Here is a 22,110-nt window from a genome sequence, read left to right as displayed (position 1 = left end):
CTTTGCTTACTTGAAATACGCTATTGGTCGGGCGACCCGAGATCAGAGACTAACCAAATGATCTCATTTGGCAAGAATTGTCCGCAAGGGACTCTTCAAGTGCAACTTTATTGTGCAAAAGCTGCAAAAATCGACACTCTCCTTCGGCGCGGATGGCCTGCGGATATCGCGCGTTCTGAGCAGGGCGGAGACAGGCCCCGCCCGCCCCTCAAACCGCCCATCGAAAGCCTGTTTCCACCTCGGACCGCTCCCAGAGGCTGACCATCGTCTCCTTGTCATAGGCATAGGGTTCCAACCTGCCGCGCCCAACGGGGCCGACCATCTCCATCCGGCCTGTGGGGCCGTAAAGCGCGCGCTGCTCTAGCCCATCCTCGGTGGCGCACATGACCTCGGGATAGGCGCCGCGCTCCGCCGTTTGAACGATCGGCAATTTCGACATCAGCCACCAAGTGAACCGGGTCATCAGCCCGCCACTGGTGCTGATCAAAGAGGTGGCCGAGGCGCCGGGATGGCAGACATAGACCGCCACGTTCCTCCCCGCCCGCGCGACGCGGTCCTGCAACTCATAGGCAAACATCATCTGCGCCAGCTTGCTTTGGCTATAGGCCGGGTTGGCGCGGTAATTCTTGTCCCAGTTCATGTCGTCGAACTGGATGGTGCGCAGGCCCATCTTGTAGCCAAGGCTGGCCACCACCACGATCCGCCCATTGCTTTCGTCGATCCGGTCGAAGAGCAAACCGCAGAGCAGGAAGTGGCCGTAGTGATTGGTGCCGAGCTGGCTTTCGTGGCCGGCCTTGGTCAACTGGCGGTTTGGCACCTGCGCGATGGCGGCGTTGCAGATCAGCGCATCAATGCGGGGAATGTCGCGCAGAACCTCTGCCGCCGCGCGGCGCACCGACTGCAAATCGGCGAGGTCCATCTGCATGAAACGCACCTGCGCCGCTGCGCCAAATTCGTCTTTCAGCTTGGCCACCGCCTCTGCCGACCGTTCCGCGCTGCGGTTCAGCATCACCACCGCGGCACCTTTACTCAGCAAGGTCCGCGCTGCCTGAAACCCGGCCCCGGCATTGGCCCCGGTGATCACAAAGGTCTTCCCCTCTACCCCGTCAATCTGCTCAGGGGTCCAGCCGTGCGCGCCGAAAGTCTTATCTGTCATGGTCTCGTTCCTTAGCTTTGCTGAGGCATCGCGCCCCGTTGACCCTGCAGATAAATCTCAGCCCCCTACGGAAATAGACCGGATCGTCGCGATTACTTGCCTGATCCTCTCACAGCCATTGCATGAAACACTCATGCGGTCCTAATCTGCACGCATGAGCAAAGACCAAATCCGCCATATCATCGAACGGCACAGCCATACCGACGGGCTGACCGAGACCGGCATCAAGGGCGTTCAGTATTTCCGGGCGACCAGCGCGATCCCATGCGCGCCCGCGGTCTATGAACCCTCTGTCATCGCCATCGTCAGCGGCGCGAAAGAGGCCGTGCTCGACGGTCAGCGCTATGTCTATGACGACAGCCGCTATATGTGCTGCCCCATGTCGATGCCGGTCAAAGCGGGCACGCCAAGCGCCTCGCCCCAGACCCCTCTATTCGGCGTCTACATCGCTCTGGACGCGCGACTTATGGCGGAGCTTTCGCTTGAAATGGAAAGCGCGGGGAGCCTGCTGCCCCCTGCCCCCGCCGACCTGCGCGCCGAGGGGATCAAACTCGCGGCATGGGACGGGGCCTTCTCCGACGCACTGCTGCGTCTGCTGCAATTGAGCGAAAGCGAAACCGACCGCGCCGTGCTGGCCGAAGCGCGCCTGCGCGAACTTTACTACGCCATCCTGAAAGGAGAGGCAGGGCTCTTCGCGCGGCGGGCCTTCGGGGCAGGCAATGCCGTGGCGCGGGCCATCTCGCATGTCGCGGCCCATCTCGACGCGCCCATCTCTATCGACGCGATGGCCCAACGCGCGGGCATGAGCCGCGCGGTATTTCACCGCAAGTTCAAACAGGTCACGACGATGTCGCCGATACAATTCGTCAAATCCATGCGCCTGAACAATGCCGCCGTCAAAATCGCAGGCGGCGCCACGGTCGGCGAAGCGGCAATGGCGGTGGGCTATGTCAGTGCCTCGCAATTCAGCCGAGAGTTCAAACGCATGTACGGCCAATCCCCCCGCGAATGGGGCGACGCGCAGCAGATAGCAGCGGGGGTGATTTAGAGGGGGTCTCCGCCCCCCCCCCCCCCCCCCTTAAGCCGTCAGCCGACAGAACAACCCCGCCGCCAGCTTGGCGCGTTCGGTGAGGCTGTCGACATAGATATGCTCCTGCAACGTATGCAGACCCTTGCCGCGCACGCCGATGGAATCCAGCGTCGGCAGGCCAAGAAAGCCGGTGAAATTGCCGTCCGATCCGCCCCCGGCAGAGCTTCCGGTGATCTCGATCCCCAGTTCGCCCCCAATCTCCTGCGCGAGCTTCAGCATCGCCATCGTGCCGGGCTGGTCGGGCTCCCAAACCGGGCGGGTGACGCCGCGGCGGATTTCCATGATCACGTCGCCTTCGTCCGAGTTCAGCGCCATCATCTTTTCCACGCCTGCGTCGAGCTGCTCTTGCGTTTTTGCCATGGTGAGCACTTCGGCATCGCAGACCGAGGACACGCAGTTGACCCATTGGCCCGCGTGAAAGACCCCGAGCGAGAAGGTGCAATCCTCGGTGGTCATGCCCTCGATCGTGCCCACGGCCTTGGCCATCTCCGCGATGGCCGAGCGGCCTTCGGCGAGCGCCCAGCCCGCGTGGCTGGGGCGCCCCCGGGTCTGGAGGTTGAACCGCGCGATGGCGTAGCGCCCGATCACCGCGCCGCCGTCGGGGCGGGCAGGTTCGGGGACGAGGATGTATTTGTGGCGCTTCGCCTCCTCTTCGATCAGACGGCGTGTGGCGGGGGTGCCGATCTCCTCATCCGGGGTGAAAAGCACCGTCACCGGCAGCGGCGTCTCGACCCCGGCGGCCTGTAGCTTGCGCAGCGCATCGAGGTAGACGTAGTTGCCGCCCTTCATGTCCATCAGACCGGGGCCGTAGCAGATATCGCCTTCGCGTTTGTAAGGCAGGCTCGCCAAGGTGCCGAGCGGGTGAACCGTGTCCATATGACCCAAAAGCAGAATGCCCCCCTCGCCCGCGCGGGGATGGGGCATCTCAGCGCGCAGGCTGTCGCCCAGCCCCATCGGGCTTGGAATACGCTCTGTCCGCGCGCCCAAGACCGCCAGATCGTGCTGCGCCACATCCATCATCCGGTTCACCGCCGCCCCGTCGAATGTGGGGCTTTCGGTTTCGATCCATGGGCGCAGCCCGGTGAGCATCTCTTCGGTATCAAAAGGCAGATCGAGCGGGTTGGGCATGTTCAATATCCTTTCCTCCGCCGCGCGACAGCGGGCGGTTGGCTTAAATTAAAAGAATGGCGCAAGGGCCTAGCCGCCGACCTTTGGCAGGCGCGTCTCGACAATCCGCGCATAGATCGAGGCACCGACAGGCAGAATGGCGTCGTCCAGCACGAAGCCGGGGTTGTGCAAAGGCACGCTGCCCGCATGGCCCACGCGGCAATAGGCCCCCGGCACCACCTTCAGCATATCGGCGAAATCCTCGGACCCGCTGGCCTGTTCGGTCGAGACATGGGCATTCTCGCCCCCCACCACGCTGGCCGCCGCTTCGACATAGGCGGTGGTCAGTTCGGGGTCGTTCATCAACACGTCAAAGACGTTACGGATGTCGACTTCGATCTCGATCCCATAGGCGCTGGCCATACCGGCGCAGAGTTCGCGCATCCGGGCCTCGGCCATTTCGATCACATCCTCATGGAAATAACGGATTGTGCCCGCAATACTGGCCGCATCCGGCACCACGTTATAGGCCGAGCCTGCGTTGAATTTGGTGACCGACAGCACGATCGGCTTGGTCGGCGGCGTGTTGCGGCTGACGACGGATTGCAACTGCTGCACCAGCGCCGTGCCGATGACGATGGGATCGCGCGACTGATGCGGCATGGCGGCGTGGCTGCCAGTGCCTTTGACGGTGATGTCAAAGAAGGCCGCCCCGGCCATGGCCGCACCGGGGGTGACATTGACCACGCCCGGCTCGGAGTTTGGATCGTTGTGCATGCCGTAAATCTCGTCGCAGGGGAATTTCTCGAAGAGCCCCTCTTCCAGCATCCGGCGCGCGCCGCCCAAACCTTCCTCGGCAGGTTGAAAGATCAGCACCACGGTGCCGTCGAAATCGCGCGTCTCCGCCAGATAGCGTGCAGCCCCCAAAAGCATGGTGGTGTGGCCGTCATGACCGCAGGCATGCATCCGCCCGGGGTTGGTCGAGGCATAGGGCACGCCGGAATCCTCCACAATCGGCAGCGCGTCCATATCTGCGCGCAGCCCGACACGGCGGTTGCCACCGCCCGCGCCCTTGATGATGCCGACAACCCCGGTGCCACCCAGCCCTTCGTGCACCTCATCCACACCGTAGGCGCGGAGCTTTTCGGCCACGATGCCCGCGGTGCGGACCTCTTCGAACCCCAGTTCGGGATGGGCGTGGATGTCTTGACGGATGGCGGTGAGATCGGCGGCGAAGGCTTCGATCTTGGGAAGGACGGTCATGCGGTGGCTCCTGTCGTCATGGTGGCGCTGCCGAGCGCGCGGTAGTTGGCAAAATCCCAATGGCGGCCCGGCGCCGCTTCGATCAGGTTGCGTGTGTAGTCGTGATGCGGGTTGGCCAACACATCGCCCGCGGGGCCGTATTCGACGACCTGCCCGCGCTGCATGACCAAGACCTCGTCACAAATCTGCGCGGCGACGCGCAGGTCATGGGTGATGAACAGCATGGCCACGCCGAACTTCTCTTGAATGTCATCCAAAAGATCGAGCACCTGCGCCTGCACGCTCACATCAAGGGCCGAGACAGCCTCATCCGCGACCAGCAGATCGGGCTTCATCGCCACCGCCCGCGCGATGGCGATACGCTGGCGTTGCCCGCCTGAGAATTGATGAGGGTAGCGGTCGAGTGCGTCGCGCGGCAGGTCCACCAGCTCCATCAGCTCAGCGGCATGGCGCATCGCCTCTTCGCGCGGGGTGCCGAAGTTGATCGGCCCTTCGCAAAGGCTGCGCGCCACGGTCCAACGCGGGTTGAGCGAGCGGTAAGGGTCTTGGAACACGATTTGCAGATGTTTGCGGTGATCGCGCAGCTGACGGCGCGAGAGTTTGGCGATCTCGGTCCCCGCGACATTCACGCTCCCCGCTGTCGGGTCGATCAGCCGCATGATGGCCCGCGCCACGGTGGATTTGCCCGAACCGGACTCCCCAACGATGCCCAGCGTCCGCCCCGGTTTGATGGTAAAGCTGACATCCTGCGCGGCTTTCACACCCTCGCTGCGGCGCAGGAAACCGCCGCCGCCATAGGTCATGTCGAGCCCGGCCACACGCACCACTTCGCTTTGCGATGCCGCCGCCCTTGCGGGGCGCGGGGTGAGGTTGGGCACGGCGGTCAGCAGGGTGCGGGTATATTCCTTCTCCGGCTTGGTCAGCAGCTTTTCAATCGGCGCGCGTTCGACGATCTTGCCCTGCTGCATCACCGTCACGGTATCCGCGATCTCGGCCACCACGCCCATGTCATGGGTGATGAAGAGCACGGCGGTGCCGTGGCGCTCTTGCATCTCGGCGATGAGCTTGAGGATCTGCAACTGCGTGGTCACATCGAGCGCCGTCGTCGGCTCATCCGCAATCAGCAGATCGGGGTCGAGGATCAGCGCCATGGCGATCATGATGCGCTGGCGCTGCCCGCCGGAAAGCTGGTGCGGGAAGGCGCTGAAGATGCGGTTCACATCCGGCAGATGCACCTGATCCATCATGTCGAGCGTGCGTTTCTTGGCCTCGGATTGGCTCAGATCGCTGTGCATGTTGAGCACTTCCATGATCTGCTCGCCCACCCGCAGCACCGGGTTCAGCGCGGTCATCGGCTCTTGGAAGATCATCGCGATCCGCCGCGCGCGCAGCTGGCGCATTTGCGCGTGGCTGGCGCTGGTGATCTCGAAATCGTCCAGCGTGATGCTGCCGCTTTGCACCTCCAGCGCCGATTTCGGCAGAAGCCCCATAGCCGCCAGCGAGGTCACGGATTTGCCTGAGCCAGATTCACCCACCAAGCAATGCGTCTCGCCCGCGCGGATGGTCAGGTCGATGCCGTCAATCACCGGTTTGGCCTGTGGACGCCCGCTCAACCCGATGCGCAGATCGCGCACTTTGAGCACCTCACGCGCCTCCGAGAAGTCTTTGGTCTTGAACTGCATCTCTCAGCCCTCCCGTTTCTTCATGCGCGGGTCGAGCAGATCGCGCGCGGTATCGCCCAAAAGGTTGATCGACAGGATGCAAAGCGACAGCAGCAGCCCCGGCCAGAAGATCAGCCCCGGCTTGATCTGGAAATAAGTCCGCCCCTCGGCCATGATATTGCCCCATGTGGGGATCTCCGTGCTGACGCCCGCGCCGAGGAAGCTCAGGATCGCCTCGATCAGGATCGCCGAGGCGCAGATATAAGTGCCTTGGACGATAAGCGGCGCCATGGTATTGGGCATCAGGTGCTGGATCAGGATCTTGGGCATCGACGAGCCGAGCGCGATGGCTGCCTCCACATAGGGTTCCTCCCGTGCCGACAGCACGACCGAGCGCACCAGCCGCACCACGCGGGGCACCTCCGGCACCGTGATTGCGATGATAACCGAGCCGAGCGATGGCCCGTTCAGCGCCACCAGCGCAATCGCCAGCAGGATCGCGGGGATCGCCATCAGGCTGTCCATGATCCGCATGATGATGCCATCCGCCACCCGAAAGAAACCGGCGACAAGGCCGATGGCCAAGCCGATGGCGACGCTGACCAAGGCCGCCCCAACCCCGATCAGCAGCGACACGCGCCCGCCGGTCATCACCCGCGAAAACGTGTCGCGGCCATAGGGGTCGGTGCCCAAAAGATACTCTTCGGAAGGCGGCTTGAGCCGCGCGGCAGAGTTCATCGCCAGCGGGTCATATGGCACGTAAAGCGGTGCCAAGATCGACGCCAGCACGATGGCCAGGAGGATAAGCGCCGCCAGCAGCGGGCCGATACCGACCCTTGCGCCCGCAGGCAGGGAAAGCAGTCCGGTCAGCACCTGAAAGGCGCTGTGACGGGATTGGTGTTGCTCGATCATGTCAGTACCGGATCCTTGGGTCGAAGAATGAATAGGAGACGTCAACCAAGAGGTTCACGAAGACGTAGATGCCCGCCGTCAGCAGGATCATCGCCTGAATGACGGGGTAGTCGCGCGCGAGGATTGCATCGACCGTAAGCCGCCCGATGCCGGGGATGTTAAAGACGCTTTCCGTCACCACCACGCCCGAGATCAGCAGCGCGAAACCGGTGCCGATGATGGTCAGGATCGGCACGGCGGCATTGCGCAGCGCATGGCGAAACAGCACGACATTCTCGCGCACGCCCTTGGCCCGCGCGGTGCGGATGTAATCTTCGCCCAGCACTTCGAGCATGGAGGCCCGCGTCATCCGCGCGATGAGCGCCACATAGATGGTGGCCAGCGTGAGCGAGGGCAGAATGGCGCGCGAGAAGAACGGCCCGATGCCCTCCGAAGGCGCCTTGTAGCCCTGCACCGGCACCCAACGCAGTTCGATGGCGAAGATTTGGATCAGGATATAGCCGATCACGAAGACCGGCACCGAAAAGCCCAGCACCGAGAAGGACATCACCAGAAAGTCGACCCATGTGCGGTGACGCCATGCGGCGATCACGCCCATCGGCACAGCCAGCAGGACAGAGATGGTGATGGTCATCAGCGCGATGTTGATGGTCGGCCCCAGCCGGTCGCCCAACATGCCCGCCACTGAGGTGTTCGACAAAAGCGATACGCCCAGATCGCCGCGCAGCAATTGCCCAATCCATGTGAAGAACTGTGTCAGCAGCGGATCGTTCAGACCCAGACGGTCACGAATCCGTTCAAGCTGTGCGGGGGTGGCGGCATCGCCGGCGAGAATGGCTGCCGGATCACCGGGGGTGAGACGCAGCAGGAGGAAGACGAAGATGGCGACGATCAGCATGACCGGGATCGTGGCCAAAACGCGCTTCAGGATATAGACGAGCATTTTCCGGAAGGTCCCTTTCGGCGGAAAGAAGGCAGGCCCGGAAGCGGGGGCGCTGCCTGCGGGCAGAGATGACGGTGGAGAGCGCGGCGGCCGCGCCCTCCGAAAGGCTGGATTACTCCGCCTCTTTGGTTATGTTCCAAAACACCGGCACGGGCGATGGCAGCATGTTCTGGATCGTGTTGCGACGCGCCTGCGGGATCAGATATTCACCCATCATGATGTAGTTGACGTTATCCATGACGTGTTTCTGGATCTCGACGGCCACTTCCTTTTGCGCCTCGGGCCCTTCGGCCTTCATGAACTTCGCGCGCAGTTCTTCGACCTTGGGGTCATCGGGCCAGCCGAACCACGCCTCGTCGCCACGGCCACTGACCATCACATTGGTCAGCGGGTCCGAAATCTCGGGCACCATCCAGTTGGTGAAGAACATGTTCCAGCCGCCCTCAGAGACCGGGCTTTGCTGGGCGCGGCGCTGCACGACCGACTGCCAGTCCATCGACTGCATGTCGACTTCGAAACCCGCCTCGCGCAGGGCTTGGGCCGCCACCACCGGCTGGTTGATCAGGCTGATCACATCCGTTGGCGCCATCAGCACGATGGGCGTGCCGTCATATCCCGCCTCTTCGAGCAAGGCCTTCGCCTTTTCCGGATCCGCGCCGCCGGTCACGATCTCAGCATCCGCTTCGTCGCCCAGAGGGGTCGAACAGCCAAAGATCGCGCCGCAGACATTGTAATAGGCCGGGTCGCCCTGCATCGTTTGCAGCATGGATTCTTGGTCCAGCGCCGCCATCGCCGCCTGACGCACGAGCTTGTTGTCAAAGGGCGGGTGCAGGTGGTTGGGCCGACCGATGGTGACATAGCCAAGGTCATCGCGGGTCTCGACCGTGACCTCGGGGCTGGCGTCGAGGATCGGCAGCAGGTCAATTTGCACCTGCTCTAGGTAGTCGATCTCGCCTGCCGAAAGCGCGTTGATCGCGGTCAGCGCGTCGGGCATCGTGGTCCAGACCACACGGTCGACATTGACCACCTTGCCACCCGCCATCCACGAGGCTTCCTCGTCGCGCGGGACGTAGTCGTCGAACTTCTCGTAGGTGACGTTCACGCCGGGTTCGTATTCATCTTGGTTAAAGACGAAGGGGCCGGAGCCGATATATTCCGTGATCGTCTCATCCGCCGAAGTTTCGGCCACGCGCTTGGGCATGATGAAAGGCGGCACGGCCGATTGTTTGGAGATCACCGACAAAAGCGGGCCGAAAGGCTCGGTCAGGGTCCAGACGACGGTCTTTTCGTCGCTGGCCTCAAGGCTCTCGGTCACGTCAAAGATCAACTGCCCGCCGCCGTCACGCTTGCCCCAGCGCTTAAGCGAGGCCACGACATCTTCGCCAGTCACCGGCGCGCCGTCATGGAACATCAGCCCATCGCGCAGGGTGAAAGTATAGACGAGCCCGTCATCCGAGACCTCCCAGCTGGCCATCTGGGGCTGCGGCTCAAAGTTTTCGTCCACGGCAGTCAGGACGTCATAGACCATATAACCGTGGTTGCGGGTGATATGCGCGGTGGTGATGACCGGATCGAGAACCCGCAGGCCCGAGTGCATGACCGCGGTGATGGTCGTTTCGCCATCCTGCGCCGCCAGAGAGCCGGGTGCCAAAAGCGCCGTGGTCGCGGCAAAGGCGGCGGCAAGCCCGCGCGACTGTTTCAGTGCCGATCGTAGAGGTATCATGTGGTTTTCCCTTGTTGAGTGATCTTTTGGTTTTTATTGGGCCAAGGCGGTCTTGCCGCCCTGGTCGGGTGGTGCGCTTTGGGCACCCTTGGCCCCGAAACGGGGGCCATTCGGAGACAGCCGAAGTCCTGCGCGCAGGCGCGTGAAGGGCAAATCGGCTGGATTGAGGGGCATCGGCCCCGGCGCACAGGCGACAAGGATGTCGCGCGCGATGGGGGCAAAGTCTGCCCGGAAATGGGTGGAGCTTTTGACCACCAAAAGATCCATCTCTTCAGGTTGGATGCCGACAAAGCGGAACATCTCGCGGTCGGCCATCTGGGCGATGCGGCTGGTCACGACGACATGGACCCCGCCGATGCGCAGACAGGCCGAAGGGCCGAGGTCCAGCGCCGTGCCGCCGTAATAGGGGCCGGTCGCGCGCAGCGTTCCGTCAGACAGATGCTGCACGGTCGCCGCCGTTTCAAATGGCGCGTCATCCGCGATGTCGGCATGGCCGCCAAGGCGCAGGTTAACCTCGGCTCCGACCCCGGCTTGATGCGCCGCCTCGGCGGCGGCGGGGTCAACGATCAACCCGATGGCCGCGTTCTGGGCCTCGGCCTTGACGAGCGCGCGCAACATGCCCGTGGTGGCCGAAACGCCGCCCGCGCCGGGGTTGTCTTGGGTGTCGGCGATGACCACAGGCCCACGCCCCGGCCCGGCGGCACGCGACAGCGCTTCGGCCACCGCCCTGTCGGGATCATAGGCCTCATTTTCCAAGAAGGCGGGCGCGGCCGCCTCATAGGCCGCGGCAAGCCTGTCGGCGGCGGCGTCTGCTGCGGTCTGCGTCTCGCCATAGGCCACAGCCACGGGGCCGCAATCGGGAATATCCGTCGCCGGGAAGCCCATGAACAGGCTGGCCGAGAGCGCCCCCGCGGCTTCACAGGCGGCGACCCCTTCATAAAGCTCACGCCCCGGCGACATTTCGGTCGATTGAAACGGGATCGGCACCAGATATGACATCTGGCGGAAGGCTTTGGCCGGGCGCTGGCCGGTGGTCATGATCCGGTCGAGCTGGCGGGCCGCGGCAGCGCCGGTATCGGCCATGTCCACATGCGGATAGGTGCGAAATCCGACAAGCACATCGACATTCGCAACGAAATCTTCAGAGATATTGCCGTGCAGATCCAGCGCCGTGGCGATGGGCACCTCCGGCCCCACGACCGCACGCAGACGGCGGACAAGCTCCCCTTCCCCGTCATCGAGATGCTCCGCCACCATGGCGCCGTGCAGGTCCAGAAAGACCCCGTCGAGCGGCCCGGCGTCCTGAATGCCTTCGATGATCTCACCCGCAATCGTCTCATAGGCGTCGCGGCTGACATGGGCCGAAGGGATCGCCCCCGCCCAGAGGATCGGCACGATGTCCCAGCCCTGCCCTTGGCCCACCCGCAGCGCGCCCGCCATGCCGAGGTTGACCTCTTCGAAGGCGGGCAACATCGCCGCGCCGCGCACCATGGGGACATAGCCACCGCCCAGTTGGAAAGCCTGCATATCCGCCGGATTGGGGGCGAATGTGTTCGTCTCGTGCAGAAAGCCCGCAACAGCCACGCGCATTCCAGAACCACTTTCCAAACCCGTCTCCTTCGCCTTCTCGGCCCCGTCATCCGCGGGCCACGCCCATTGTGTATCGCATTGCAATACAGCTATAGTGCACAGCAAGCGTAAGCGGCGCTTTAACGATTCGTCAACTACAGGACATTTATGAGTAGATTTTTCCGTGAAGATGCCCCGCAGGCGGCGCAGAATCAGGCAGAGGACGACCGTTTGTTCGTCCGGGCGGCAGATCGCGCAATGCAGGTGCTGGGCGCCTTTCACAACGCGACCGGGCCGATGACCCTTTCCGACATCGCCAAGACCGCAGGCATCGACCGATCCGCAGCCCAACGGCTTGTGCATACGCTCACGAAGAGCGGGTATATACGGCGTAGCGGGGATGATCGCGGATACCTGCCCGGCATCCGACTGTTGGATCACACGCTTGATCTGCTGCGGCTCGACCCCGTGGTGCAGAAAGCCACGCCAGTCCTGCTGGAACTGCGCAAATCCCTGCGCGAGCGGGTCGATCTCAGCCTCTATGACGAAACGCGCCTGATCTATGCCCTGCGCATGCAAAGCAAACGCGAGACCTTTTTCGCCACCCTCGTGGGCCATAGCGTGCCGACCTTCTGCACCGCTGGCGGGCGTGCCGCGCTGGCGCAGCTTCCCGATGACGCGGCGCGCGAAATCCTCACCCGCGCGCCCTTGCACCCCTTCACCGCCAGCACCAAGACCGACCCCGAAGCGATCATAGCCGAGCTTAGCATCGCCCGCGAAAACCGCTTTGCCGTGGTCTGTGATGAATATGCCTTGGGCGAGGTCGCGGTGGGCGTCGCCATCACCGACCGGAACGGCGCGCCGCTCAGCGCGATACATCTCGCAGGCTCCCTTTCGGAATACACGCCGGAGGAATTTGTCGCCAAGGCTGCCCCCCTCGCCATAGAGGCCGCCAGCGCCATCATGGCCGGGTGATCGCTGAAAGCCTCGAATGTAGCCAGCCGCACCGCCGACAACGCATTTCGCCGCGAATTTACTTGCGTTGCTAAATTCTTTCTCCGAAGTTCGCGCCATCAGGGTGCGGATGCCGCTTTGAAAACGACTGAACGAAAGGAACCGGAATGACCGACAGTAAACCGCTTTGGCAATGGGACGCGCAGGAAATCGCAAGCGCGACCCGCGCAGGAAAACTCTCGGCGGTTGAAGCGACCGAGGCGGCGATTGCCCGCATGGAGGAGGTCAATCCGGCTTTGAACGCGGTGGTCGAGACCCTCGCCGATGAGGCCCGCGCCAAGGCTGCCGCCCTCGACAAAAGCGACGCGCCCAAAGGGCCGCTGCATGGTGTTCCGGTCACGATCAAGATCAACGTCGACCAAAAGGGCCATGCCACAAGCAACGGCGTCCCCGCCTTCAAAGACATCATCGCGCCCGAGGATGCGCCGGTGGTGCGCAACCTCAAACAGGCGGGTGCCATCGTCATCGGGCGCACCAACACGCCGGAGTTTTCCTTTCGCGCCGATACCGACAACCCGCTTTATGGGCGCACCTACAACCCTTGGGGGCGGCATCTGTCGGCAGGCGGCTCCTCCGGCGGCGCGGGCGCGGCTGTCATGGCCGGGATCGGCGCGCTGGCTCATGGCAACGACATCGGCGGCTCCTTGCGTTTCCCCGCCTCGGCCAATGGCGCGGTGACGGTCAAGCCGGGCCTAGGCCGGGTGCCCGCCTACAACCCCAGCCAAAAGGCCGAGCGCGGTCTCTTGGCGCAATCCATGTCGGTGCAGGGGCTGATCGTGCGCAAGGCGGCTGACCTGCATCTATCGATGCCAAGCCTGATCGCCGCAGATGCGCGCGACCCCTTCCATGTGCCTCTGCCCTGGCGCGGCGCGCCGATCGAAGGCCCGATCCGCGTGGCCTTCACCCGCGATGATTTCGGCTTTGGCCTGCATCCGGATGTGGCCACCGCACTCGACAAAGCCGCCTCTGCCCTGTCCAACGCAGGCTACGCCGTCGAAGAGGTGGAACCGCCCCTTGCCTATGAAGCCGGCAAAAACGGCTATCGCGCCCTGATGGGCGAAGTCGAAGCGCTGATGGGCGAGGACATCCGAACCCACGGCTCCGACGATCTGAAGGCGATTTTTGAGGATTACTACGCCGAATACCCGCCCTTCAAAGGCACCGAACAGCTTGCCATGCTGGCCAAACGCACCCATTACGCGCGCGAATGGTCGCTGTTTCTTGAGGACTACCCCCTCGTGCTGACCCCCTTCATGTTCGCCCCCTTCTTCACCGCCGGGCGCGACACCGAAGGCCCGGAGGGCGTGCGCGAAGTCTTGGGGAAGGGGCTTTGGTCCTTCGTCATGAACTTCACCGGCCTGCCCGCGGGCAACATCCCCACGCATATCGCGGAACTGCCCCAAGGCCCGCAGCCCATCGGCGTGCAAATCGCAGGCCGCCGCTGGCGCGAGGACCTGATCGTTGACGCGATGGCCGCGATCGAAGGTGAGATTGCCCCGGTTTGCACGCGGTTGTGGGGGGCGTGAAGTAGCCTCAAAGCGTGACGCCGATGGCCCGCATCTACTGTGAGGCGGGCCAACGGCTAGCGGTAACTCAGGCGGTCGCAGGCTTCGTCCACAGCGGCTATGGGCCTTTGACCCCGTAGCTGCCCGTGAAAATTTCCTCCACCGGGGGATGGAACAACGTCCTGTCAGGATATTGCGCGACCATCCGGTCGAACTGCGCCTGCGCTTTGGCGTGATAGGCCATGTCGTCGACGCCGGGGATGACACCATCGCGCATGACGAACCGCCCCGCGATCATCACATCCGATACGTCGCGGCCTGAGCCGTTAAGCAGGATCGTCTGAATGGGGTCGATGCGCTGCCCGATGTCGGGGCTGTCCAGCCGGATGACGTTCAGGTCGGCAGCGGCTCCCGGGGCCAGCCGGCCCAGATCCGGACGGTTCAGGGCCGCTGCGCCGCCGAGGGTGGCGGCATCGTAGAAATCGGCGGCGCGGACGGTGGTCGGATCACCCTCCGCGATACGGGCGGTCATCACACCCAGGGCCATGTTCTGGATCATATCGGCGGGATGCGTGTCGGTGCCCATACCGATGGGGACGCCAAGGTCGCGAAACCGTGCGAAGGACTGCATGATCTTGCCACTCCGGGCCATCACCAGCGGGCAATGGGCAAGGGCGGCACCGGAGGCCCTCAGGATTTCGAGATCGGGCGCGGCATGGGTGATGCCGTTGAGGCCCGACAGGAACAGCCCATGCGGCAGGATTGTGGACGGAGCAAAAAAACCGGTATCGCGCAGCAGTTCCAACGGGCTTTTGCCATGCTGTTGCAGCACCAGATCATATTCCAGCCGCGACTGGCAGCAATGCAGGCGGATCGGCACGCCGAGGGCGCGGGCAGCCGCACCGCTGCGGCGCAGAAGCTCGGGGGTGCAAGTCTCGATCCGGTCGGGGGCCAGCATGGTGCGGATCAGCCCGCCGTGGGTGTTTTCGTGCCGCGCGATAAAGGCTTCGGCCTCGGCCAGCCCCGCAAAGCCGCGCGGTTCATCATAGTGAAAACCGATTTGCCGATCTTCATTCACCACCAGATTGCCGCTGCGATAGGCGGGGCCAAGGTAGACCCGCAGCCCGAGGTCCGCCGCCGCCTCTGCTGCGGCATCGAATTCCTCTGTCGTCTCGCCCCAAGCGCGGTAGAAGAGCGAGGCAATGGGCAGCGCCGTGGTGATGCCGTTGCGGATCAGCCGAGTGAAGGCATAGCGTTTCTGAAAGGCCAGTTCCTCGGGCGTGTACATCTCACGCGGGCCAGCGGCCATGTAACTCTCGGGCCAAACCCGGCCCTTTAACTCAGGCGGATGGTTGTCATAGCCAAGTACAGTGGTGTCGAGATCGGCCAGCGCGTCGAGGTCGATGAACCCCGGCCCGATCAGCGCCTCGCCAAAGTCGATTGTCTCGGCCACGTCGCCCGCGAAGTCATGGCCGACGTGCAGCACCTTTTCGCCTTCCACGACCACGGTGCCATTGCGGTAGAGGCAGTGTTGCCCGTCCTCATGCCCCACGACCCAAGCGGCGGTCAGGGCGCTGCGTTTCAAGCGCTCTGCCATGTCGCCTCCGTCTCGCCATTGCGGGCCACGATCTGGCCGCCCGACAGGACCAAGCGGCGCGGCGGGCGTAGGGTGATGGCCTCCGAGACCGCCTCGACATCGACCAACACCAGATCCGCGCGGCAGCCTTCGGCGAGGCCGTAGCCCTCAAGCCCCATCACCTTCGCGCCTTCGGTGGTGCAGGTGTCGAGCGCCCAGCCAACCTCAACATCCGCGCGAAAATTGTTGCGCAGGCCGACGAGCATGGCACGCTCTAACATGCAGGCGTTGCCGTATGGGGTCCAAGTGTCGCGGATGCCGTCGTTGCCCGCGCAGATCGCGATGCCGCGCTCGCGGCAGGCGGCGACCGAGGGCACCGGGCGCGCAGCGGGGGCAGTGGTGGCCAGCGAGACCTCCAGCGCCGCGATCCGGTCGAGCAGCCCCGCCACCCGCGCCTGATCCCCCATGCCGAGGCAGAAGGCGTGGCTGACCGTCACCCTGCCCTGCATCGCCAGCGCCTCGGTCCGATCGAGGATCATCTCAAGGCTAAACGCCCCCATCTCCCCCGGCTCATGCAGATGAATGTCGATCGGCTTGCCGTGTCTCTCTGCCAGCCCGAAGACCGCGTCGAGCTGCCCCTTGGGGTCACGGTCAATGCCGCAGGGGTCGAGCCCGCCGACGATATCGGCGCCCTCGCGCAGGGCTTCGTCCATCAATTCCAGCGTGCCGGGGCGGATCATCAGGCCCGATTGCGGAAAGGCGACCGTCTCGATCTGCATGACATCCGCATAGCGCGCCCGGGTGGCGGCCACGCCCCGGTGCAGGCTCAACCCATGTTCGGTGTCGATATCGACATGGCTGCGGATCGCCGTGGTGCCCTTGGATAGCGCCAGCGCCACCTGCCGTGCCGATTGCCGCTCTGCGTCCATGTCCAACTCGTGACGCAGCTTGCGCTCGGTGTCGATCATCTGTTGCAGGCTTTTGCCCTGCTGATGCGGATGCCAGGGCATGCCCCAGAGCGTCTTGTCGAGATGTGCATGCGCATCGACGAGGCCCGGCAGCGCCAGCGCGCCGCCGCAATCCTCAACGGAGACCTCCCCGGTCGGCGTGATCTTAGGCGCGATCTGCGCGATGCGCCCGCCTTCGATTAGCACATCGGCGGCATCCGCCCCCATGAGGCGGAGGTTCTTGAGCAGCAAAGGCTTGGTCATGTCTTGTCCTGTCTATCGTGTCAGAGGGGCGACACGCGCTTGCGGTGCGGCGACTTGCTTGACCCGCGGGAGGGCATAGGCGCCGGTCTTGGCGGTCACCAGCCCGGTCGCGGCAAGGCCAGCGGCCATGCGGATGGCAAAGCCCACACCGTCGATCACCGGCACGCCCGCGTCGCGGCCCAATTGCTCCAAATGCGCGCTCATGCCCGCGCAGCCCAGCACCACGGCCTCGGCCCGGTCTTCCTCGACCGTCTGGCGGATCTTGCGGGCGATCAGCGGCAGGGTCTGCACCGGCGCATATTCGAGGTCGAGCACCGGGATGTCGGCGGCATGTACGGCGCAAAGCGCACGGCCACAGCCGTAACGGTCGCCAAGGTCTTCGATGATCGGCACGGCCCGGGGCAAGGTGGTGACGACCGAAAAGCGTTTGGCGATCCGCCCGGCTGCAATGAGCGCGGCTTCGCACAGACCAATCACCGGCCCCTTGGCCACGGCCCGGGCAGCATCAAGACCGGGATCATCGAAACAGGCGATCACATGGGCCGCAGCCCCTGCCGCTTCGGCCTCAAGAATGGCGTCGAGCATGGCGGGCACGGCGCGCGCCTCATCGGCATAGCCTTCGATGCTGGGCGGTGTCGCCCGCGCGGTGGCGGCAACAACCTCGACCCCCGGCCCGGCTTGGGCGCGGGCGGTGCGGGCGATGGCCTCGGTCATGCCCGCGGTCGAGTTTGGATTGATCAGGTGAATTTTCATCAATTGGCTTTCTGTGTCACGCCAACCGGCGGCGTCTCGGGAACCTTGAGTTCGAACTGCCGGTCGGAGGTGATGTAATTGTCGGCATGCAGCCGCGCGATGGGCTGATAATTTTCGGGCCGGACATAGCGGCCCGCCTCGTCAAGGCAGTTGTCGCGCACATGCATCTGCACGACACGGCCCAGAATGATCTCGCGCCGGGCATAGCGGATGGTCTCTTCGACCACGCATTCCATTGCGCAGGGGCTTTCCGCGATCCAGCCACCGTCGATCTGGCTGGCGGGGGTCATGGTCAGCCCGGCGGTCGCGATCTCATCCACGTCCGGCTCATAGCTGATCCCGCAGGTAATCATCGCCTCGGCCAGCGCCATGTCGACCATATTGACGCAGAAGCTCTGACGCCGGTCGATGTTGGTGACCGTGTCTTTGATGCTGCCATCGGGACGGCACTGGATGCCGAGAATCACGATCGGCGGCTCCTGCGAGAAGACGTTGAAAAAGCTCATCGGCGCGGCATTGGGCACACCATCGGCGCTCAACGTGGTGACCAGCGCGATGGGGCGCGGCGCCACGAAGCTCGACAGCAGCCGGTAGCGGTCGCGTTCTGGCAGGGTGGTGAAATCGAACTCCATCCCCCCTACTCCGCCGCCAAACGAAGCCACGGCTTCAGCCGCCCCTCGTCCGCCGCGTGACAAGCCGACTTCTGCCCGCCCTCGCGCAGGTTGAGCGCGGGGGCCACGCTCCGGCAGGTATCATTCGCCATCGGGCAACGCGGGTGAAAGGCGCAACCGGGCGGCGGCGAGATCGGGTTCGGCACCTCCCCTGCCACGGGCGCGCGTTCGGCGCCGCCCACGGTCAGCTTGGGCACCGTCTCCATCAGCAGGCGCGTGTAGGGATGCTGCGGGTTGCCGAAGATCTCCTCTTTCGGGCCGACCTCTACGATCTTGCCCAGATACATCACCGCCAGCACATCCGCCATGTACCAGACGACCGCGAGATCGTGGCTGATGAAGATGTAGCTCATGTTGAACTCGTCTTGCAGGTCCTTCATCAGGTTGAGGATCTGGCTTTGCACACTCACATCCAACGCCGAGGTCGGCTCGTCGCAGATCAGCAGTTCGGGGCGTGTCGTAAGCGCCCGCGCGATGGACAGGCGCTGGCGTTGGCCGCCGGAGAACTCATGCGGGAATTTCTTGGCATCGGCGGGGTTCAGACCGACCTGGCTCAGCAGTTTCTCGACCTCGCGGGTGACCTCGGCCCGGGTCTTGCAGATGCCGAAGTTCTTAAGCGGCTCGCCGATGATGTCGCGCACCCGCCAGCGCGGGTTGAGCGAGGCATAGGGATCTTGAAAGATCATCTGCATTCGACGGCGCAGGGCGGCGGGTTTGCCGGGAGGCATATGGGTGATGTCGTCCCCCTCAAAGCGGATCGTGCCGCCGCTCGGGCTGTGCAATCCCATCAACAGCCGCGCCACGGTGGATTTGCCGCAGCCCGACTCGCCCACCACGGCAAAGGTCTTGCCGCGCGGCACCTCAAAGCTGATGTCGTTCACCGCCGTCAGGATACGGCGCGGGCGGCGTTCCAGCAGCCGGTTGAGGAAGGGTTCGGACACGTCGAAGCGTTTCGAGATGTTCTGCACGCTGAGGATGTCGTCGGGGGTGATCTGCGGGGTCATGACGTCTCTCCGTAAAGGTGACAGGCGACTTGGCCGGTGCCGGCGTCCTGCGGCGCGGGGCGGATGCTGTGGCAGTGGTCCATCGCCCGGGGGCAGCGCGGTGCAAAGGCGCAGCCGGGCGCGGGGTTGCGCAACCCGGGCATGGCGCCTTCGATCTGCGTGAGGCGCCGGTCGCGAATGCCGATCTGCGGGATAGAGGCCATGAGGCCGCGGGTATAGGGGTGCAGCGGCTCTTCGATGACCTGTTTCACATCGCCGATCTCGACCAGCCGCCCGGCATACATCACCGCGACGCGGTCCGCCGTCTCGGCGATCACGCCCATGTCGTGGGTCACCAGCACCACCGCCGTGCCGTTCTCGCGGCAGAGCCGCTTCAGCAGGGAAAGGATCTGCGCCTGCACGCTGACGTCGAGCGCCGTGGTCGGCTCATCCGCGATGATCAGCTTGAGCTCGGCGCAGAGCGCCAGCGCGATCACCACCCGCTGCCGCATCCCGCCCGAGAACTGGTGCGGATATTGGTCAAGCCGCGCCTCGGGGGCCGGGATGCCGACTTCGGCCAGCCAGTCAATGGCCCGCTGGCGGGCGGTCTTCTGGTCGAGGCCGAGATGCACGCGCATCGTGTCGACAAGTTGCTCGCCCACGGTATAGACCGGGTTCAGGCTGGTCAGCGGGTCTTGAAAGATCGCGCCGATCTCCTTACCGCGAATGCGGCGCATCTTGTCGGCGGGCAGATTGTCGATCCGCGCGCCGCGCAGCCGCACCTCGCCCGAGCGGATCAGGCCGGGCGGTTCGATCAACCCGGTGATCGCGGCCCCCGTGATCGACTTGCCAGCGCCGGATTCACCCACCAGCCCAAGGATCTCGCCTTCGTCGAGGTCGAGGCTCAGCCCCTTGACGGCCTCCAGCGGGCCGCGCCGGGTGGGGAATTCGACAACGATGTTGTCCAGTTCGAGAAGTGACATGGGATTACCTCAGCGCAGTTTGGGGTTGAGCGCATCGCGCAGCCAGTCGCCCAGCAAGTTGACCGCCAGCACAAGGATCGCCAGCGCCGCGGCGGGAAAGACGACGACCCACCAGATGCCCGAGAACAGAAATTCGTTGCCGATCTGGATCAGCGTGCCGAGCGAGGGCTGGGTGGGCGGCATGCCGACACCGAGAAAGCTCAGCGTCGCCTCGGTCAGCACCGCCATGCCGAGGTTGATCGTCGCGATGACCAGCACGGGGCCGAGCACATTGGGCAGGATATGTTTGATCATGATTGCCAGCTTGCCGGTGCCCAAGGTGCGCGCCGCCTCGATATACTCCTTCCGGCGCTCCACCATGGTCGAGCCGCGCACGGTGCGGGCGTATTGCACCCAGTTGGTCAGCCCGATCGACAGGATCAGCACAATGAGCGCCGACTCGGCCTGCGCCGAACTGGGCAGCGCACCGCGCAGAATGCCGTTGATCAAAAGCGCCACGAGGATCGGCGGAAAGCTTAGCAGCACATCGGCGATCCGCATCAGCACCGCATCGACGATCCCGCCGAGAAAGCCGCCCAAAAGGCCAAGCGCCACGCCCATCACGGCGGCAAGGATCACGCTGGCGAAACCGACCAGCAGGGAAATCCGCATCCCGTACATGATCGACGAGAGCACATCGCGGGCCTGCGTGTCGGTGCCAAGCAGGTAGGCGGCGCTGCCGCCCTCGGCCCAGGCCGGGGGCAACTCACTGTCGAAGAGGTCCAGCTCGGCGATGTTGAACGGGTCCTGCGGGGCAAGGCTGGGGGCGAAGATCGCCGTGAGGAACATCGCCAGCAGCACCAGCGCCGAGATCACCGCCACGCGCGACTTGCGGAAGCTGTAGGTGATATCGCTGTCCCAGAAGGCATAGAGCATGGGCATGAAGTTTGACATAGGGAAACCTCCTCAGACGCCGCGCGCGGGCGTTCTTTCGGCCCGCAGGCGCGGGTCGGCGACATTGTACAAAAGGTCGACCAGCGTGTTGATGACGACGAAGATGAAGGACACCAGCACCAGATAGGCGGCCATCACGGGGACATCGGTGAAGTTCACCGCCTGAATGAACAAGAAGCCCATCCCCGGCCATTGAAAGACCGTCTCGGTGATGATGGCAAAGGCGATGAGCCCCCCCAGTTGCAGACCAAAGATCGTCATCACCGGGATGAGCGTGTTCTTCAGCGCATATTTGAAATGCAGCATGCGGTTCGGGATGCCGCGGGCCTTGGCGAACTTGATGTAATCCGCGCGCAGCACCTCCAGCATCTCGGCCCGCACCAGCCGCATGATCAGCGTCATCTGGAACAGCGCCAGCATGATCGCGGGCAGGATCAGCGCCTTGAGGCCCGATACCGTCAGGAATCCCGTGGTCCACCAGCCGAGATCGACCACCTTGCCGCGCCCGAAGCTTGGCAGCCATCCCAGCGAGACCGAGAAGACGAGGATCAGCAGAATGCCGGTGACGAAGGTCGGCACCGAGATCCCCAGGAGCGAGATCACCTGCAACCCTTGGCTCAGCCAGCCGCGCGGGTTGAGGGCGGTATAGATGCCCAAGGGCACCCCAAGTGCCAGCGCCAGACCGGCGGCGACCAAGACCAGTTCGGCGGTGGCGGGAAAGCGTTCGGCCAGAAGGTCCGAGACGGGGCGGTTGTTGCGATAGGACTGACCAAAGTCGCCCTGCGCCGCATCTGCGATGAAACGCCCGTATTGCACCAGAACGGGGTCGTTGAGCCCCAGCTTCTCGCGCATTTCGGCGCGGTCCTGCACGGTGGCATCTTCGGGCAGAAGGTTGGAAATCGGGTCACCCAGAAAGCGGAACATCAGAAAGGCGATCGAGGCGACGACGAGCATCACCAGCGCGGCCTGTATGATGCGGCGGATAAGAAAGGCGAACATGCTGGCCTCCGGCTGGCAAGGTTATCGGTGGGCGGGCGTGAGGAGGGGCGCCCGCCCG

Annotated in this window: 19 protein-coding genes; 3 read left to right on the top strand and 16 right to left on the bottom strand. The window is 64.2% G+C overall.

The window, feature by feature from the left end; all coding sequences use genetic code 11:
- Positions 1 to 208 precede the first annotated feature (208 nt).
- Entirely contained in the window at positions 209 to 1,156 is a 948-nt protein-coding gene (locus ACGYK2_RS13850) for an SDR family oxidoreductase (RefSeq protein ID WP_271689011.1), read from the bottom strand.
- Positions 1,157 to 1,310: 154 nt separating this feature from the next.
- Here ACGYK2_RS13850 and ACGYK2_RS13845 point away from each other — a divergent pair, with 154 nt between their 5' ends.
- On the top strand, positions 1,311 to 2,204 hold the full coding sequence (locus ACGYK2_RS13845) for an AraC family transcriptional regulator (protein ID WP_271689010.1): 894 nt from the start codon (positions 1,311 to 1,313) through the stop codon (positions 2,202 to 2,204).
- Between the two features lie 30 nt (positions 2,205 to 2,234).
- On the opposite strand, the gene ACGYK2_RS13840 is transcribed toward ACGYK2_RS13845, so the two are convergent.
- From ACGYK2_RS13840 to ACGYK2_RS13810, 7 genes are all read right to left on the bottom strand, one after another.
- Entirely contained in the window at positions 2,235 to 3,374 is a 1,140-nt protein-coding gene (locus ACGYK2_RS13840) for a M20/M25/M40 family metallo-hydrolase (RefSeq protein WP_271689009.1), read from the bottom strand.
- Between the two features lie 69 nt (positions 3,375 to 3,443).
- On the bottom strand, positions 3,444 to 4,616 hold the full coding sequence (locus ACGYK2_RS13835; RefSeq protein WP_271689008.1) for a M20 aminoacylase family protein: 1,173 nt from the start codon (positions 4,614 to 4,616) through the stop codon (positions 3,444 to 3,446).
- On the bottom strand, positions 4,613 to 6,298 hold the full coding sequence (locus ACGYK2_RS13830; protein WP_271689007.1) for an ABC transporter ATP-binding protein: 1,686 nt from the start codon (positions 6,296 to 6,298) through the stop codon (positions 4,613 to 4,615). The genes ACGYK2_RS13835 and ACGYK2_RS13830 overlap by 4 nt, the downstream gene beginning before the upstream one ends.
- Positions 6,299 to 6,301: 3 nt before the next feature.
- Positions 6,302 to 7,189 (bottom strand): ABC transporter permease, encoded by an 888-nt coding sequence (locus ACGYK2_RS13825; RefSeq protein WP_271689006.1) that lies wholly within the window; start codon positions 7,187 to 7,189, stop codon positions 6,302 to 6,304.
- 1 nt (position 7,190) lies between these two features.
- Positions 7,191 to 8,132: an ABC transporter permease gene (locus ACGYK2_RS13820; protein ID WP_067266948.1), complete on the bottom strand. Its 942-nt coding sequence runs from the start codon at positions 8,130 to 8,132 to the stop codon at positions 7,191 to 7,193.
- A 112-nt stretch (positions 8,133 to 8,244) separates the two neighbouring features.
- The gene (locus ACGYK2_RS13815; RefSeq protein WP_271689005.1) at positions 8,245 to 9,855 is read right to left on the bottom strand and encodes an ABC transporter substrate-binding protein; all 1,611 of its coding nucleotides are present in this window, start codon (positions 9,853 to 9,855) and stop codon (positions 8,245 to 8,247) included.
- A gap of 33 nt (positions 9,856 to 9,888) precedes the next feature.
- Positions 9,889 to 11,445 carry a M81 family metallopeptidase gene (locus ACGYK2_RS13810; protein ID WP_271689003.1) on the bottom strand — a complete coding sequence of 519 codons (1,557 nt, stop codon included), beginning with the start codon at positions 11,443 to 11,445 and terminating at the stop codon, positions 9,889 to 9,891.
- 147 nt (positions 11,446 to 11,592) lie between these two features.
- Between ACGYK2_RS13810 and ACGYK2_RS13805 the strand changes: the two genes are divergently transcribed.
- Together ACGYK2_RS13805 and ACGYK2_RS13800 are read left to right on the top strand one after the other, a co-directional pair.
- Entirely contained in the window at positions 11,593 to 12,399 is an 807-nt protein-coding gene (locus ACGYK2_RS13805) for an IclR family transcriptional regulator (protein ID WP_271689002.1), read from the top strand.
- A gap of 146 nt (positions 12,400 to 12,545) precedes the next feature.
- Positions 12,546 to 13,964 (top strand): amidase family protein, encoded by a 1,419-nt coding sequence (locus ACGYK2_RS13800; RefSeq protein ID WP_271689001.1) that lies wholly within the window; start codon positions 12,546 to 12,548, stop codon positions 13,962 to 13,964.
- Between the two features lie 97 nt (positions 13,965 to 14,061).
- Here ACGYK2_RS13800 and ACGYK2_RS13795 read toward each other — a convergent pair whose 3' ends face one another.
- Genes ACGYK2_RS13795 through ACGYK2_RS13760 form a run of 8 tightly spaced genes read right to left on the bottom strand, consistent with a single transcriptional unit; the run spans position 14,062 to position 22,052 of the window.
- Positions 14,062 to 15,540 carry a chlorohydrolase family protein gene (locus ACGYK2_RS13795; protein WP_271689000.1) on the bottom strand — a complete coding sequence of 493 codons (1,479 nt, stop codon included), beginning with the start codon at positions 15,538 to 15,540 and terminating at the stop codon, positions 14,062 to 14,064.
- Entirely contained in the window at positions 15,525 to 16,730 is a 1,206-nt protein-coding gene (locus tag ACGYK2_RS13790) for an amidohydrolase family protein (protein WP_271688999.1), read from the bottom strand. Before ACGYK2_RS13790 ends, ACGYK2_RS13795 begins: the two co-directional genes overlap by 16 nt.
- 12 nt (positions 16,731 to 16,742) lie before the next feature.
- Positions 16,743 to 17,483 carry an aspartate/glutamate racemase family protein gene (locus ACGYK2_RS13785; protein WP_209217105.1) on the bottom strand — a complete coding sequence of 247 codons (741 nt, stop codon included), beginning with the start codon at positions 17,481 to 17,483 and terminating at the stop codon, positions 16,743 to 16,745.
- A complete protein-coding gene (locus ACGYK2_RS13780) occupies positions 17,483 to 18,115 on the bottom strand; it encodes a flavin reductase family protein (protein ID WP_271688998.1) in 633 nt (210 codons plus the stop codon). Before ACGYK2_RS13780 ends, ACGYK2_RS13785 begins: the two co-directional genes overlap by 1 nt.
- 5 nt (positions 18,116 to 18,120) lie before the next feature.
- Complete coding sequence (locus ACGYK2_RS13775) at positions 18,121 to 19,158, bottom strand: ABC transporter ATP-binding protein (RefSeq protein ID WP_271688997.1); 1,038 nt, start codon at positions 19,156 to 19,158, stop codon at positions 18,121 to 18,123.
- The gene (locus ACGYK2_RS13770; RefSeq protein ID WP_394374319.1) at positions 19,155 to 20,120 is read right to left on the bottom strand and encodes an ABC transporter ATP-binding protein; all 966 of its coding nucleotides are present in this window, start codon (positions 20,118 to 20,120) and stop codon (positions 19,155 to 19,157) included. Before ACGYK2_RS13770 ends, ACGYK2_RS13775 begins: the two co-directional genes overlap by 4 nt.
- A gap of 9 nt (positions 20,121 to 20,129) precedes the next feature.
- Positions 20,130 to 21,053, bottom strand: coding sequence for an ABC transporter permease (locus tag ACGYK2_RS13765; RefSeq protein WP_168613040.1), 924 nt, complete (start codon positions 21,051 to 21,053; stop codon positions 20,130 to 20,132).
- 12 nt (positions 21,054 to 21,065) lie between these two features.
- Positions 21,066 to 22,052, bottom strand: a complete 987-nt coding sequence (locus ACGYK2_RS13760) for an ABC transporter permease (RefSeq protein ID WP_168613039.1) — start codon at positions 22,050 to 22,052, stop codon at positions 21,066 to 21,068.
- Between the last annotated feature and the right edge of the window lie 58 nt (positions 22,053 to 22,110).

This window comes from Sulfitobacter sp. 1A10359, from assembly GCF_043558145.1.
Classification (GTDB): Bacteria; Pseudomonadota; Alphaproteobacteria; order Rhodobacterales; family Rhodobacteraceae; genus Sulfitobacter; species Sulfitobacter faviae.
This window is presented reverse-complemented; position numbering and strand designations above follow the sequence as displayed.